This is a genomic window from Agrobacterium sp. YIC 4121, from assembly GCF_002008205.1.
Classification (GTDB): domain Bacteria; phylum Pseudomonadota; class Alphaproteobacteria; order Rhizobiales; family Rhizobiaceae; genus Agrobacterium; species Agrobacterium leguminum.
In genome coordinates, this window is sequence record NZ_MRDI01000004.1 from 144034 (window position 1) to 159386 (window position 15353).

13 protein-coding genes are annotated in these 15353 nt (G+C 59.0%); 9 read left to right on the plus strand and 4 right to left on the minus strand.

Annotation, left to right across the window (positions count from 1 at the left end):
- Positions 1 to 73 precede the first annotated feature (73 nt).
- Both BTE54_RS08030 and BTE54_RS08035 read left to right on the plus strand, forming a co-directional pair.
- A complete protein-coding gene (locus BTE54_RS08030) occupies positions 74 to 1924 on the plus strand; it encodes a M3 family oligoendopeptidase (protein WP_078052049.1) in 1851 nt (616 codons plus the stop codon).
- Between the two features lie 98 nt (positions 1925 to 2022).
- Positions 2023 to 2658, plus strand: a complete 636-nt coding sequence (locus BTE54_RS08035) for an aminotransferase class IV family protein (RefSeq protein WP_078052050.1) — start codon at positions 2023 to 2025, stop codon at positions 2656 to 2658.
- On the opposite strand, the gene BTE54_RS08040 is transcribed toward BTE54_RS08035, so the two are convergent.
- Positions 2655 to 3563 (minus strand): GGDEF domain-containing protein, encoded by a 909-nt coding sequence (locus BTE54_RS08040; RefSeq protein ID WP_078052051.1) that lies wholly within the window; start codon positions 3561 to 3563, stop codon positions 2655 to 2657. The two genes, BTE54_RS08035 and BTE54_RS08040, sit on opposite strands and share 4 nt — an antisense overlap.
- A gap of 258 nt (positions 3564 to 3821) precedes the next feature.
- Here BTE54_RS08040 and BTE54_RS08045 point away from each other — a divergent pair, with 258 nt between their 5' ends.
- The 6 genes from BTE54_RS08045 to BTE54_RS08070 all read left to right on the plus strand — a co-directional run bounded on the left by BTE54_RS08045 (position 3822) and on the right by BTE54_RS08070 (position 10894).
- Positions 3822 to 5267, plus strand: coding sequence for a homospermidine synthase (locus BTE54_RS08045; RefSeq protein WP_078052052.1), 1446 nt, complete (start codon positions 3822 to 3824; stop codon positions 5265 to 5267).
- A gap of 149 nt (positions 5268 to 5416) precedes the next feature.
- Positions 5417 to 5791, plus strand: a complete 375-nt coding sequence (gene omp10 / locus BTE54_RS08050; RefSeq protein ID WP_003506132.1) for an outer membrane lipoprotein Omp10 — start codon at positions 5417 to 5419, stop codon at positions 5789 to 5791.
- A 214-nt stretch (positions 5792 to 6005) separates the two neighbouring features.
- Positions 6006 to 7931, plus strand: a complete 1926-nt coding sequence (locus tag BTE54_RS08055; RefSeq protein WP_065656518.1) for a 5'-nucleotidase C-terminal domain-containing protein — start codon at positions 6006 to 6008, stop codon at positions 7929 to 7931.
- 354 nt (positions 7932 to 8285) lie between these two features.
- A complete protein-coding gene (gene hemH / locus BTE54_RS08060; protein ID WP_065656519.1) occupies positions 8286 to 9320 on the plus strand; it encodes a ferrochelatase in 1035 nt (344 codons plus the stop codon).
- A gap of 57 nt (positions 9321 to 9377) precedes the next feature.
- Positions 9378 to 10427 carry an SPFH domain-containing protein gene (locus BTE54_RS08065; RefSeq protein WP_065656520.1) on the plus strand — a complete coding sequence of 350 codons (1050 nt, stop codon included), beginning with the start codon at positions 9378 to 9380 and terminating at the stop codon, positions 10425 to 10427.
- 2 nt (positions 10428 to 10429) lie between these two features.
- Entirely contained in the window at positions 10430 to 10894 is a 465-nt protein-coding gene (locus tag BTE54_RS08070; protein WP_078052223.1) for an NfeD family protein, read from the plus strand.
- Positions 10895 to 10928: 34 nt separating this feature from the next.
- Here the strand turns inward: BTE54_RS08070 and BTE54_RS08075 are convergent, their stop codons facing one another.
- Entirely contained in the window at positions 10929 to 11924 is a 996-nt protein-coding gene (locus tag BTE54_RS08075) for a KpsF/GutQ family sugar-phosphate isomerase (protein ID WP_003519544.1), read from the minus strand.
- Positions 11925 to 12036: 112 nt separating this feature from the next.
- A complete protein-coding gene (locus tag BTE54_RS08080; protein WP_065656522.1) occupies positions 12037 to 12402 on the minus strand; it encodes a PAS domain-containing protein in 366 nt (121 codons plus the stop codon).
- Positions 12403 to 12824: 422 nt separating this feature from the next.
- Between BTE54_RS08080 and uppP the strand changes: the two genes are divergently transcribed.
- Positions 12825 to 14330 carry a polysaccharide biosynthesis protein UppP gene (gene uppP, locus BTE54_RS08085; protein ID WP_078052053.1) on the plus strand — a complete coding sequence of 502 codons (1506 nt, stop codon included), beginning with the start codon at positions 12825 to 12827 and terminating at the stop codon, positions 14328 to 14330.
- Between the two features lie 59 nt (positions 14331 to 14389).
- Here uppP and galU read toward each other — a convergent pair whose 3' ends face one another.
- A complete protein-coding gene (galU, locus tag BTE54_RS08090; RefSeq protein WP_065656524.1) occupies positions 14390 to 15277 on the minus strand; it encodes a UTP--glucose-1-phosphate uridylyltransferase GalU in 888 nt (295 codons plus the stop codon).
- Positions 15278 to 15353: the final 76 nt, after the last annotated feature.

The window sequence follows — 15353 nt, forward strand, 5'->3', positions numbered from 1 at the left end:
TTGCATTTTATCCATTGCCGCGGGAAACAAGGTCCCCATATGCTTCGCACGCATAATCAGAAGGACACGTTCGATGACCCTCAACCGCCCTACCCCGCAACCCGTCTTCTCCCTTGCCGAAACCACCGGTCCGGCGCTTGGCGACCTGCCCGGCTGGAAGCTCTCGGACCTCTATCCGTCGGGTGATTCGCCGGAATACAAGGGCGATCTCGACAAGGCGGCGTCGATGGCGGCGGCTTTCGAGAAGAAATGGAAGGGCAAGCTTGAAGCAGCCGCGAAGGCGAAGGGCGAAAACGGCATCGGCGCCGCGCTCAAGGAATATGAAGCGCTGGACGATCTCATTGGCCGCATCGGCTCCTTTGCCGGGCTCACCTATTTTTCCGATACGTCGAACCCGGCGAATGGCAAGCTTTACGGCGATGCCCAGGCGAAGCTGACGGATATTTCCTCTCACCTCCTGTTCTTCACCCTTGAGCTCAACCGCATCGATGACGCCACGATGGACGCCTGCATGGCGAATGACGCCGCGGCGGGTCACTACCGCCCGTGGCTGGTGGATTTGCGCAAGGACAAGCCGCACCAGCTCGACGACCAGCTAGAGCAGCTGTTCCTCGAAAAATCGATGACCAGCGCAGCGGCCTTCAACCGCCTGTTCGACGAGACGATGGCCGACCTGCGTTTCGACATTGACGGCGCGAGCCTGCCGCTGGAAGTGACGCTCAACATGCTGCAGGAGCCGGAGCCGGAAACCCGAAAGAAAGCGGCTCAGGCGCTGAGCGCCACCTTCAAGGACAATCTGCGCGTCTTCACGCTCATCACCAACACGCTTGCCAAGGACAAGGATATTTCCGACCGCTGGCGCAAATTCGAGGATATTGCCGATAGCCGTCATCTCGCCAACCGCGTCGAGCGCGAGGTGGTCGATGCCTTGGCGGCGGCGGTCAAGAAGGCCTATCCGCGCCTCTCGCATCGTTATTACGCCATGAAGGCGAAATGGCTCGGCATGGAGCAGATGAATTATTGGGACCGCAACGCGCCGCTTCCCGATACGTCGAACACCATCATTTCCTGGGATGAGGCAAAGGACACCGTGCTTTCCGCCTATGGCAATTTCGCCCCCGAGATGGCCGATATTGCCCGCCGTTTCTTCGATGAAGAGTGGATCGACGCGCCGGCCCGCCCCGGCAAGGCGCCAGGCGCCTTCGCGCATCCGACCGTGCCCTCGGCCCATCCTTACGTGCTCGTCAACTATCTCGGTAAACCGCGCGACGTGATGACGCTTGCCCATGAGCTTGGCCATGGCGTGCATCAGGTGCTGGCCGGGGAGCAGGGCGCCTTGATGTGCGCGACGCCGCTGACGCTTGCCGAGACCGCCTCCGTCTTCGGGGAAATGCTGACCTTCCGCAAGCTGCTCGACGACACGAAAGATGTCCGGGAACGCAAGGCCATGCTCGCCCGCAAGGTCGAGGACATGATCAACACGGTCGTGCGCCAGATCGCTTTTTATGAATTCGAGCGCAAGCTGCACACCGCCCGCAAACAGGGAGAACTGACCTCCGAGCAGATCGGTGAATTGTGGCTGTCCGTTCAGGCCGAGAGCCTTGGTCCGGCAATCCGGATTTCCGAAGGCTACGAGACATGGTGGACCTACATCCCCCATTTCATTCACTCGCCGTTTTATGTTTATGCCTATGCCTTCGGCGACTGCCTGGTGAACTCGCTCTATGCGGTTTACCAGAAGGCCGAGACGGGTTTTCAGGAGAAATATTTCGAGCTTCTGAAGGCGGGCGGCACCAAGCATCATTCGGAGCTTCTGAAACCCTTCGGCCTCGATGCGACCGATCCCTCTTTCTGGGACAAGGGGCTTTCGATGATCGAGGGGCTGATCGACGAGCTGGAAGCGCTGGATAACAAACAGGCTTAATCTCTTCCGCCAGCAGGGCTATCCTATTTCGGACAAGCTTTGCCGGTTGATATTGCCGGCGGAGACACCGGCAACAATTCGGGCGACGAGCACAGGCAATGAAACGCAAACCCGCCGATCTGACCTTGAGGGAAACCCTGCGCTGGGAGCCGCAGACCGGCTTTCAGCGCATCGACCAGCATATACGCCGATTGCTGCGCTCCGCCGACGCGCTCGGTTTTCGCGCGCCGGTCAATGCGGTTCAGGTGCTGGAAAAGAAGGTGGGTGGCGAAAAGCCGCTCTGCGTCAGGCTGGTCATGAACTACAAGGGCGAGCTCGACGTCGAAACCGCCGACTTCCAGCCCTTGCGGCAGGATGCCGTCTGGCGGGTCCGCATCGCCCGGCAGACCACGCTCGACTCCTCCGATACCTTCTATCGCCACAAGTCCTCACGCCGCGAGCCCTATGATGCCGCCCGGGCCGAATTTTCAGCCGGGGAGGCCGACGAGGTGCTGCTGCTCAACGAGCGCGGTGAGTTGTGCGAGGGATCGTCGACCAGCATTTTCGTCGAAATGCCGGATGGGCAATTGCTGACGCCGCCGCTCGACAGCGGCATTCTGCCGGGTGTGCTGCGCGCTGATCTGATCCGCGAACGCAGGGCGCGCGGACAGGCGCTGAAACCGGAAGACATTGCCGGCCGGAAACTCTTCGTCGGCAATTCGCTGCATGGGTTGATTGCGGCGGAACTCGTTTAAACAGTCACCGACAGAAGCCGGTCGCGGCCTTTTTCCTTGGCCGCATAAAGAGCCTGATCCGCCCGCATGAAAACATCGTCGGCGCTTTCGGGCGCGCGATAGACCGTCAGCCCGGCTGAACAGCTATAGGAAAAATCCGGGAATTCGGCGAGGGGCCTCGAAAGGCGCACCTTCTGCAGCAGCCGTTCGACGATCTCCCGGCCCTCGGCCACCGTGCTGCGCGGCAGGATGAGCATGAATTCCTCGCCGCCGATCCTTCCGAAACAATCCACCCGCCGGATGACGGAATGGGCGATGCCGACGAAATCGCGAAGCACCGCATCCCCGCATTTATGACCGAAACGGTCGTTGATCTGCTTGAAGAAATCGATATCGAGCGTGCACAGGCAAAAAAGCGTTTCCAGCCCCTTGGCAACCCGCTCCACCTGCAAAGCCAGCTTGGCGAAGACGAAACGGCGGTTTGCCGTTCCCGTCAATTCATCCGTCTGCGAGGCGCGGACTGCCAGATCCCGGTCCTGCCGCAGCGTTCTGTAGCCCTGGCGCAATTCGGTGACGTCGCTTGCAACGCACAGCATCCAGCCATCCTGCTGCACCGTTTCCGTCATCCAGAACCAGCGGCCGTCATGCATATCCATCTCAAAGGCGCGGTAAGGCAGCTTGCCGCGCCGGGACTGCGCCGACAGCAGCCATCCCTCGAAATCATTGTTGCGGACGACGACACCGGTGCGCAGCCGATGGTTCAGCCGCATGATATCCGCCCAGGTCGGGAAATCGCCGGCGGCGAGCTGAAAGCTTTCCCGAAACGACGGATTGGCATGGCGCAACCGGTCCTCGGAATCGTAAAGCGCAATAAGAACGGGGGTGGCACTCTGAAGCGCTGCGACACGCTCGATAAGATTATTCAACAGGCAACTCTCCCGTGATGGCGAAAATTCCCCCGTCGTCATCCGGCCAAAGCCCCCAAGCCTTTGGACATAGAGAGGAAAAGAAGAACTTAATTATAAAGGCACTATCTAAAATGCGAAGAGGCAGAATGCGGTGGAAAGGGTGCGCGCGCCCGCCTTGCCGTCGCCATCGTCATATGTCCGTCATCCACCTGCCCTTTATTGTGGCACGCTTTTATGATCTAGCTTACTTATTGGCTAAAAAAGGAAAATTGACGAATGACGGATAAAAACCACCCGATTTACGGCGATATTGACGGCCCCATCATCATGATCGGCTTCGGCTCCATCGGGCGTGGCACTCTTCCGTTGATCGAACGTCATTTCAATTTCGACAGGACCCGGCTCGTCGTCATCGACCCGCGCGAAGACATCGCCGCCTTTCTGGCCGAAAGGAACATCCGCCATATCCAGACGCATCTGACCAAGGAAAACTACCGGGAGATTCTCAAGCCGCTCCTCAAGGGCGTTCAGGGCCAGGGCTTCTGCGTTAATCTTTCGGTCGATGCCGCCTCCGTCGATCTGATGCGGATTTGTCGCAAACATGGCATGCTTTACATCGACACGGTCGTCGAACCCTGGCCCGGTTTTTATTTCGACGCCGATGCCGATAATGCGGCCAGAACCAATTATTCGCTGCGCGAAACCATGTTGAAGGAGAGGGCGCGCAAGCCGGGCGGCACGACGGCGGTTTCCACCTGCGGCGCCAATCCGGGCATGGTGTCCTGGTTCGTGAAACAGGCACTCGTCAATCTCGCCAAAGATACCGGCCTCGACATCGAGGAGCCGCAGCCGCATGACCGCGATGGCTGGGCAAAGCTGATGAAGCGGCTTGGCGTCAAGGGCGTTCACGTGGCCGAACGCGACACCCAGCGGGCGAAGGAACCGAAGCCCTTCAGCGCTTTCTGGAACACATGGTCCGTCGAAGGTTTTATCGCGGAAGGTTTTCAGCCGGCCGAACTCGGCTGGGGAACGCATGAAAACTGGATGCCGAAAAACGCAAAAAAGCAGAAAAAGGGAAGCAAGGCGGCGATCTATCTCGATCAGCCCGGCGCCAATACGCGGGTGCGGACATGGTGTCCGGGCCTTGGGCCGCAATACGGATTTCTCGTCACGCATAACGAAGCGATTTCGATTTCCGACTATTTCACCGTCCGCAACGATGATGGCAACGTGACCTATCGGCCAACCTGCCATTATGCCTACCATCCCTGCAATGACGCCATTCTTTCCCTGCATGAGCTTTTCGGCAATGGCGGCACCCCCCAGCCGATCCAGCATGTGCTCGGCGAAGACGAGCTTGTCGACGGCGCCGATGAACTCGGCGTTCTTCTTTATGGCCATGACAGGAATGCCTATTGGTATGGCTCGCGGTTGAGCCTGCAGGAAGCACGCTCACTCGCCCCCAACCAGAATGCGACCGGATTGCAGGTCAGCTCCGCTGTGCTCGCGGGCATGGTCTGGGCGATTGAGAACCCGCAGGCCGGCATCGTCGAGGCGGATGAAATGGATTACCGCCGTTGCCTTGAGGTGCAGCGCCCCTATCTCGGGCCCGTCGAGGGACATTATACCGACTGGAAGCCGACCGATGGCCGCCCCGGCCTGTTTCCCGACAATATCGATACGTCCGATCCCTGGCAGTTTCGCAACATCCTCGTGCGCTGACGGGAGGGAGTCTCATATTTGTCACGCCGGGGCTTTCCTGCACGACATCAGGAACCGGGGAGAGCGAACAACGTTGCCTTGAAATAAGCAACGCTTCGCGGCATGGTCGAAGCACAGAAGGTTTCATCGAATCGCAGGAGAACAGGCCCATGAACTTCAAGACAAGCGCTGCTTTGCTTTCAGCCGCCATCGCGGTGTCTTCATGCGTCGCGCCGGGTCCCTCCCAGCAGACCTCGATGGCGCCTTCGCTTTCCCGCGGCCCGGCCGTCGACGGTCGCTGGATCGACCGCAACGGCATCGTATCGACATTCCAGAACGGCGCCTTCTCCACCCGTTCGACCGATACCAACACGCTTCTGGCCTCCGGCACCTATGTGACGATTTCGCCGACGCTTTACGAAATCAACATGACCTCGCTGGTGCGCAACACGCAGTCGCGCGTCAACTGCGCCCTCGTCTCCCCGTCACAATTGAACTGCACGACCGACACGAACAGCCAGTTCTCGCTGACGCGCCAAGGCTGATAACGTCACCTTTTCAAAGAGATGATCTTCTGGAACGCACGCCTCAGGCGTGCGTTTTCGTTTATTGTGCGCCTGTCATAATTTCGCTTGCGGCGATTGCCGCTAAATGGAAACATCGCGCTTTGAAAGACTGACATGATTTCAGATTAGAAAATGAGCACGGCCGGAGGATGATCGACCACCGGGCTTCCGCTTTGAACAGGAGAGAGGGACCATGAAGAAAATTTTGGGACTGGGCATGCTGAGCGTTTCGGCGATAACGCTTTCGGCCGGAGCGGCTCTGGCCGATTACGAGCTCAACATTCTTCACATCAACGATTTTCACTCCCGTATCGAATCGATCAACAAGTTCGACTCGACCTGCTCGGCTGAAGAAGAAGGCAAAAACGAATGCTTCGGCGGCGCCGCCCGTCTTCTGACTGCAATCAATCAGACCCGTGATGCCCTGAAGGCTCAAGGCAAGAATGTCCTGCTGCTCAATGCAGGCGACAATTTCCAGGGATCGCTGTTCTACACCACCTACAAGGGCACGGTGGAAGCGGAAGTGCTGAACGCCATGAAGTTCGACGCCATGACCGTCGGCAACCATGAGTTCGACGACAGCGAGGACGGGCTTGCCGGCTTCCTCGACAAGGTGCAGTTCCCCGTCGTGACCGCCAATGTGGTGGCCACCGCCGCCTCGAAAATCGGCGACCGCGTCAAGCCGTCCATCGTGCTCGAAGTCGGCGGACAGAAAATCGGTATTGTCGGCGCGGTCGCGAACGACACGGCGGAACTGGCAACGCCCGGTCCCAATATCACCATCGCCGAAGATGTCGCGAAAATCAGCGAGCAGGTGCAGAAGCTGAAGCAGGACGGCGTCGACAAGATCATCGCGCTGACCCATGTCGGCTATCCGCGCGATCTCGAATTCATCGCCAAAATCCCTGACGTCGACGTCGTGGTCGGCGGCCACACACATACGCTGCTTTCCAACACCGACCAGAAGGCCGAAGGCCCCTATCCGACCCTCGTCGACAATCCCGGCGGCTACAAGGTTCCGGTCGTTCAGGCCGGGCAGTACAGCAAATATCTGGGCGACCTCAAAGTGGTCTTCGATGACAGTGGCGTGGTCAAGGAAAGCAAGGGCGATCCCATCCTGATCGATTCCTCCTTCAAGCCCGATGAAGCCACGCTGAAGCGCATTGATGAGCTGAAGGCGCCCATCGAGGCTCTGAAGTCGAAGGTCGTCGGCTCCTCGGAAGGCCCGATCGAGGGAGACCGCAAGGTTTGCCGCGTGAAGGAATGCTCCATGGGCAATCTGGTGGCGGATGCAACGCTCGCCCGCGTCAAGGATCAGGGCGTGACCATCGCTTTCGCCAATAGCGGCGGCCTGCGCTCCTCCATCGATGCCGGCGATGTCTCCATGGGCGAAGTGCTGACGGTTCTGCCGTTCCAGAACACCGTCGCAACCTTCCAGCTGAAGGGCGAGGATATTCGCGCCGCCCTCGAAAACGGCGTCAGCCAGATCGATGACGGCGCTGGTCGTTTCATGCAGGTCTCCGGCCTGAAATATTCCTTCGACCGCTCGAAGCCGGCCGGCGGCAGGGTCGTTTCGGTCGACGTCAAGGAAGGCGACGCTTTCGTGCCTCTCGATCCCGCCAAGACCTACATCGTCGCGGCCAATAATTACGTGCGTACCGGCGGCGACGGCTTCAAGGTCTTTGCGACCAAGGCCATCAACGCCTATGACTTCGGCCCCAACCTCGAGGAAGCCGTTGCGGCCTATATCACCGCCAACAGCCCCTATAAGCCCTACACGGATGGCCGTATCAGCGAAGTGACGCCTGCCGGTTATGTCGCTCCGGCAAAGCCTGCGGCACCTGCGCCGGCAGCAACCGCACCTGCGCCGGCCGCCACACCCGCTCCCGCAGCACCTGCAGCCACAGCACCGGCCGCCACGGCTCCGGCCACGGCGACGCCCGCAGCCGCCGCTGCAGCCGCCAGCAAATATGTCGTTGAAAAGGGCGACTCGCTCTGGAAGATCGCAGCCGAGAAATATGGCGACGGCGCTCTCTGGAGCAGGATTGCCAAGGCAAACACGCTGAAGCATCCGAACCACATCGAGATCGGCGAGGAGCTGGAACTGCCGGCTCAATAAGCCGGACGGGAACAGACAGGGCAATTTGCCGCAGACAGGAAGCCGGCCCTCGGAGATCGGGGCCGGTTTCTTATTTTCCCTTTAAAAACAAATCTTTACAGATCAAATTTTGGCAAAGGACATCCTGCAGCGCCCCCCGCCCCGGAAATAGCCTCCGCCGGTGGTTTAATCCTGAAAAATTTCGTCTAGAACACATGAACAAATTGACGGCACGAGCGTATAGCTCGGGCATCGCCGGCCCAACCCCGTCGCGGTTTGCGTTCGGCGCGCATAAACAGAAGATGGAGCGTTTCCGCCCTTGTCCGAAACGGAACCGCTCCTCACGCAACCAGTCCGAGTTTCAGGGTGTCATTCATGGCGACAGAACTATCCGCACTCCCCGCAAACCATCCCCACACAGCATTTGGCAAGGTCGGCGTCCTGCTCGTCAACCTCGGCACGCCTGACGGTACGGACTATTGGCCGATGCGCCGTTATCTGGCGGAATTCCTGAGCGACAAGCGGGTAATCGAATGGTCGCGTCTCTACTGGTATCCGATCCTTTACGGCATTGTTCTCAACAAGCGCCCTCAGAAAGTCGGCAAGGCCTATGAGGAGATCTGGAACCGCGAGCGCAATGAAAGCTATCTGCGCACCTATACTCGCAGCCAGGGCGAGCTGCTGGCGGAAGCGCTGAAGGACCTGCCCAATGTCGCGGTCGACTGGGGCATGCGTTACGGCCAGCCCTCCATCGCCTCCAAGATCGACGCGCTGAAGGAACAGGGTTGCGAAAAAATCCTGCTTTTCCCGCTTTACCCGCAATATGCCGCATCGACCACGGCAACCGTGAACGACAAGGCTTTCGAGCATTTGATGAAGCTGCGCTGGCAGCCCGCCATCCGCACCGTGCCGCCCTATCACGACGATCCGGCCTATATCGAGGCGCTCGCCGCCTCCGTCAAAAACCATCTGGCGACGCTGGACTGGGAGCCGGAAATGCTGATCACCTCTTTCCACGGCATTCCGCAATCCTATTTCAAAAAAGGCGATCCCTATTATTGTCACTGCCAGAAAACCGCACGGCTGCTGCGCGAGGCGCTGGGGCGGACAGAGAAAAACTTCATGATCACCTTCCAGTCGCGTTTCGGACCGGAAGAATGGTTGCAGCCCTATACCGACAAAACCGTGGAAAAGCTGGCGTCGGAAGGCATCAAGCGCATCGCCGTGATGAATCCCGGCTTCGTTTCGGATTGTCTTGAGACGCTGGAAGAAATCGCCGGTGAAGCGGGCGAGATTTTCCTGCATAATGGCGGAGAGAAATTTACCCATATTCCCTGCTTGAACGACAGCGCCGAGGGCATGAATGTTCTCGAAAAGGTTGTGCGGCAGGAGTTGCAAGGATGGGTGTAATCTTGCCATAACGATGCCGGGGTAAAACCCGGACGGTTCCGATCAGGAGGAAAAGTGATGATTGCATTGGGCGGTTTCGACATCGTCGTCATGGCAGCGGTGGTTCTCGTTATTCTGGTGCTGTTTGCCGGTATCAAGACCGTCCCCCAGGGGCATCGTTACACGGTTGAACGGTTCGGGCGCTACACCCGCACACTCGAGCCGGGCCTGAACCTCATCGTGCCGTTCTTCGAAACCATTGGTTCGAAAATGAACGTGATGGAGCAGGTCCTTCATATACCGACACAGGAAGTCATCACCCGCGACAATGCCAGCGTCTCCGCCGACGCCGTCACCTTCTATCAGGTCCTCAATGCCGCGCAGGCCGCTTACCAGATCGCCAATCTGGAAATGGCCATCGAAAACCTCACCATGACCAATATCCGTTCGGTGATGGGCTCGATGGACCTCGACGAATTGCTGTCGAACCGCGACGCCATCAACGACCGCCTGCTGCGCGTGGTGGACGAGGCGGTGGGACCATGGGGCATCAAGGTCACCCGTATCGAAATCAAGGACATCGCACCGCCGAAGGATCTCGTCGATTCCATGGCGCGGCAGATGAAGGCCGAGCGTGAAAAACGCGCGCAGGTGCTGGAAGCCGAAGGCGCCCGCAATGCCCAGATCCTGCGCGCGGAAGGCGCGAAGCAATCCGCCATTCTGGAGGCGGAAGGCCAGCGCGAAGCGGCATTCCGCGATGCCGAGGCGCGCGAGCGTCTGGCCGAGGCCGAAGCGAATGCCACCCGCATGGTCTCGGAAGCCATCGCCGCCGGCAATGTCCACGCCATCAACTATTTCGTCGCCCAGAAATATACCGAGGCTCTGGCAGAGATCGGCACGGCGAAGAATTCCAAGATCGTGCTGATGCCGATGGAGGCTTCGGCGCTGATCGGTTCCCTCGGCGGTATCGGCACGATTGCGAAAGAGGTCTTCGGTGACAGGGGCGATGCGCCGACTGCGCCCGCCGCCTCCACAGCGCCCCGTTCCGTGCCGCCGACGCGGCCCTCCGGCCAGAGCATCAACGTCACGATCCCCGGTAATCCCTTCGGCGCTTCATCGGAGAAGTGATGATGTTGCAACGGCTTGCCACTGAGCTGGGGCCATGGAGCTGGTGGATTGTCGCCTTCGTGCTTCTGGCCGCCGAACTCATCGCTCCCGGCGTATTCCTGATCTGGATCGGCCTCGCCGCGCTGGTCATCGGCGCGGTCTCGCTGCTTTTATGGGATACGGCATTCTGGGCCTGGCAATTGCAGCTGGTGCTGTTTGCCGCGCTTTCCGTCGTCTTCGCCCTGCTCGGCCGGAAATATTTCGGCAGGAACCGGGCGGCAAGCGACGAGCCCTTCCTCAACCAGCGTGAGGCAAGCCTTGTCGGCCGCACCGCGACCCTTCAGGAGCCGATTGTCGAAGGGCGTGGCCGGATCAGGCTGGACGATACCTGGTGGCCGGTCAACGGCGAAGACCTGCCGGCCGGCACCCGTGTGAGAATTGCTTCCGCACGCGGACGCACGCTTACAATCGAGCCGTTGGACAGATAGATTCAGACCAGCTTTTTCAGGATCGGCGCTGGCTTCAAGCCACGCCAATTCTCAAGAGATCGTGGAAATGCACCAGCCCGATAGGACGGTTGTCGTCATCGATGACAATCAGCGCGCCAATGTGGAATTTTTCCAGCGTCGCCAGCGCGCTGGTCGCCAGCACCGATTTTTTGACGGTCTTCGGCGTGCGGGTCATGATGTCATCGACCGTCATTTCGGCGAGGTTGCGCGACAAGTTGCGCGCCATATCGCCTTCGGTGACGATGCCGCACAGGCGACCATCCTCGTCCAGAATGCCGACGCAGCCGAAATGCTTGCGGGAGAGAACCCCGACCGCTTCCGGCATGGCCGTTCCCTTGTTAACCAGCGGCACGCGATCGCCGGTATGCATGATATCGCTAACCAGCGTCAGGCTCGCCCCCAGCTTGCCGCCGGGATGAAACACCTTGAAATCGCCCGCGGTGAAATTGCGCGCCTCCAGCAGCGCAACGGCAAGGGCATCGCCCAGCGCAAGCTGCATCAACGTAGAGGTCGTGGGCGCAAGGCCGAGCGGGCAGGCTTCCTGCTCATTGGGAACCAGCAGCACGATATCGGAAGCCTGTGCCAGCGATGAATTTTCCGAGCAGGTGAGCGCTATCAACGGAATGGAGAAACGGCGCGAATAGTTGATGATGCTGCGCAGTTCCGCGCTTTCGCCGCCCTTGGAAATGGCCAGCACCACATCATCGCCGCCGATCATGCCGAGATCGCCGTGATTGGCCTCCGCCGCATGCACAAAAAAGGCGGGCGTCCCGGTGGAGGCGAAGGTGGCGGCAAGCTTCGCGCCTATGTGGCCGCTTTTACCGACCCCGGTAATGATGAGACGGCCATTCGACTGGCCGATCGTCTCGATCGCCTTGCAGAAGGGGTCTGAAAGACCGTTCCTCAGAGCATCCTCAAGGGCGGCAAGGCCAGCCCGCTCCATCGAAATCGTCCGCACGGCGGATTCGATGGCATTGTCTTCGACCAGTTTGACGGCGCGCGTAATCATGGCCGACTGTTACTCTTTCAGCCGGAATAAGTCCACTCTCCAGCCGGTGAGCGCCGGGTTTTAGTCGATGTCGTCCGAAAATGTTCGACGGTTTCAGTCCGACGACATGTCATCAATGACGCCGGTCCGGCGGAGAAATCTCCTCCATCGTTCCAAGCCGCTTGAAAGGGATGTTTTCCTCGTCGACCAGATATCGCCCGAGCGTCCTTACCCATGAGACCGAGCCGTCGCTGCGGCGCACGGCATATTCCTGATTATAAAAACTCGCGGCCTTGAGGGTGGTCAACGCCGTTTCGATCACATGGTTTCGATGATCGAGGTCCACTTTTTCAAGCATCTGAAAAATGCTGATGCCCTGCATCGCCTCCCGCAGCGGAATCCCGAAGAGTTCAGCACATACTTCATCTAGGTAGAAACGGTCATTGGTAATATCCCAACAATAAAAACCGACCTGCTTGGCGTTCAAAACGGGATTCATGAAACGGCGCTGTCACACAAAATAAAATTCAATACCACTTGCTGCGCAATAGACGATCAGCCGCTGTAAACTATAGGGCAATTCCGTGCCAAATTGAAACGTTTTAATCTTCTCATATTAGAATTTTTTTTGCATTTATGACTATTCTTCTCCAGTAACCGAGGTGAGTGAAATCGAGCCGCCCGATTGAGCGATGGGGTGTCTCTGCTTTTCCCTCGCCTGCCATAACACTGAAATCCCGGCGATCTTTATCAACTGTTAACCATAAAAAACCTATTGTTAAAGCGATGTTAAAACTTGCGTCGCCTGTCTGGTCCCTGGTTTCTTCACGTCATTTCATCGGCCTGTCACTCATCGGGCCTGAGGAGATGTCTTGTTGGCCCTTCGATCCGGCATCGGCCAAACTCGCCGGGTGAAAAGGAATGAGCGTGAAGGGCACCGCCACACGTCTGCCGACGTCGCGGAAAGCAGCAACCCTGCTGCTCGCCTGCACGATTTTTTACCCACAGGGAAGCACCTTCGCGCAGACTGCAACGACAGCCATACCGGTATTGCCGGGCAGCGCTTCTGCCGTCGACGGAGCAGCTTCCCCCACGCCGGCGACGGACAATGGGGTGAGCACTGGCACGGGCGCTGTCCCGGCCACAGCTACACCCACGCCGGCACCGCAACTCTGGCGTCCGTCCAACAATCCCGGCGATCCGATTTACGAACAGCAGGACGAAGCGGGCCAACCCTATGCCGAAGGCGAAAACCCCTATGAGCCGACGGTGGACGGTGGCGAAAATCCACGGATAGCCACCGAACCCGGCCAGACGCCCGGCATCCGGCTCGGCACATTCCTGCTGCGGCCCTCGATCAGCCAGACGATCAATACGGAAAAGCAGACGAATACCGGCGGCCCTTCCAGACGCAATTATCTGACGACAGGCATACGCGGTACGCTCACCAGCGACTGGTCCCGTCACGCCTTGACGGTGACGGGCGACGGCGCCTGGGAGAGGAACTTCGGCAGCGACAAGGACGGCGAAGAACCCCGGGCCAGGATAGAGGCCGATCTGCGCCTTGATCTTGGCGAAGAAACGACGGCCAATCTCAAGGCCGGTTACGAATTCAGCCGCGAAGACACGACGGACCCCAATGCTCTCACCGGCGCTGCCGTGCAGGGCGGCGAACACCGCTTCACCAGCAGCGCATCGATAGAGCGGGATTTCGGCAAGCTGCGCGGCCTGGGGGCGCTCGATCTCTCGCGCACGGTCTATACGGATGCGAAAGGCGTCGACGGCCGGCCGATCAGCCTCAGTGACCGCGACCAGAACGGCGCGAACCTGCGCGGACGCATCGGTTATGAATTGTCGCCGGCACTCATCCCCTTCCTCGAACTGAATGCCGGGACGACCAAATATGACAGGCGTCTCGACAATTCGGGCTATGCCCGCTCCTCCAATGCCTATGGGGCGAAGGTCGGCGCGGAAGTCGATCTTGGCGAGAAGACCCGCGGCGAGGCCGCCATCGGCTATCTGCGCAAGCAATATGACGACGATCGCCTCGCCTCGATAGGCGCATTGACGCTGGATGGCGAACTCAACTGGTCACCTCAGCGGGGCACCAATGTCAATCTCGGCCTGCGCACGACGATAGAGGACTTTGCCGGCGGACCGCAGGGTGGCTGGATTTCCTATCGGCTGGATGCCGGCCTGACCCACGAATTGCGCAGCAACCTCGTTGCCCGCCTGACGGGACAGATCGTGCATCGCACATTCCCCTCTTCCGACATGGAAAATGCCGTTGAATATACCGCTGGCGCCGGCCTGACCTGGGGACTGAACCGCTATCTCGACCTGACGGCGGACGTCAGCTATCAGTGGACACCGGTTTATGACAGCAGCGAGCTGCGCGTCGGCGCAGGACTTGTCCTTAAGCGATAGGCTTCGGCCAAAAAGAAATCCCGGCGCTGAGGCCGGGATTCCGTTGTTGTTCTGGTGAATTACTTCAGCCCGTTGATCAGGGCCTTGATCGGCTCTTCGATCGCCGGGCGAATATCGCCACGCTCCAGCGCGAAGGCGACGTTGGCAAGAATGAAACCATCCTTGGCGCCGCAATCGAAGGTCTGTCCACGGAAATGATATCCGGAGAACTGCTGCGACTTGGCAAGCGTCAGCATGCCGTCCGTCAGCTGGATTTCGTTGCCGGCGCCACGCTCCTGATTTTCGAGAATGTCGAAAATCTCGGGCTGAAGAATATAACGGCCGTTGATATAGAAATTCGACGGCGCCGTACCCTTGGCAGGCTTTTCGACCATTTCAGTGATCTTGAAACCTTCACCCACGGCATCACCCACGCCGACGATACCGTATTTATGCGTCTGGTCGGGAGCGCATTCCTGCACCGCGATGACGTTGCCCTGGGTCTGGTCGTAAAGTTCGACCATGCCCTTGAGGCAGCTTTTCTGCGAATGCATGATCATATCGGGCAAGAGCACGGCGAAAGGCTCGTCACCGACGATATCACGGGCGCACCAGACCGCATGGCCAAGACCGAGCGGCACCTGCTGGCGCGTGAAGCTTGCAGTACCCGCTTTGGGCAGAAGGCCGGCCAGCAATGTCAGCTCGGCATTCTTGTTGCGCTCGCGCAGCATCTGTTCAAGTTCAAATTGAATATCAAAATAATCTTCGATCACCGCCTTGCCGCGGCCGGTGACAAATACAAAATGCTCGATGCCCGCTTCCGCCGCCTCATCGACAACGTATTGAATGACCGGCTTGTCGACGACGGTGAGCATTTCTTTCGGAACCGCCTTGGTTGCGGGCAGGAAACGCGTGCCGAGACCTGCGACCGGAAATACGGCCTTCCGAATTTTCTTCTGTTCTACCACATATCCCTCCTGAGAGATAAAACTTGATCACAATCCCCGCACGCTGTTGTTATTTCAAAAATAACAACGTTTTGTA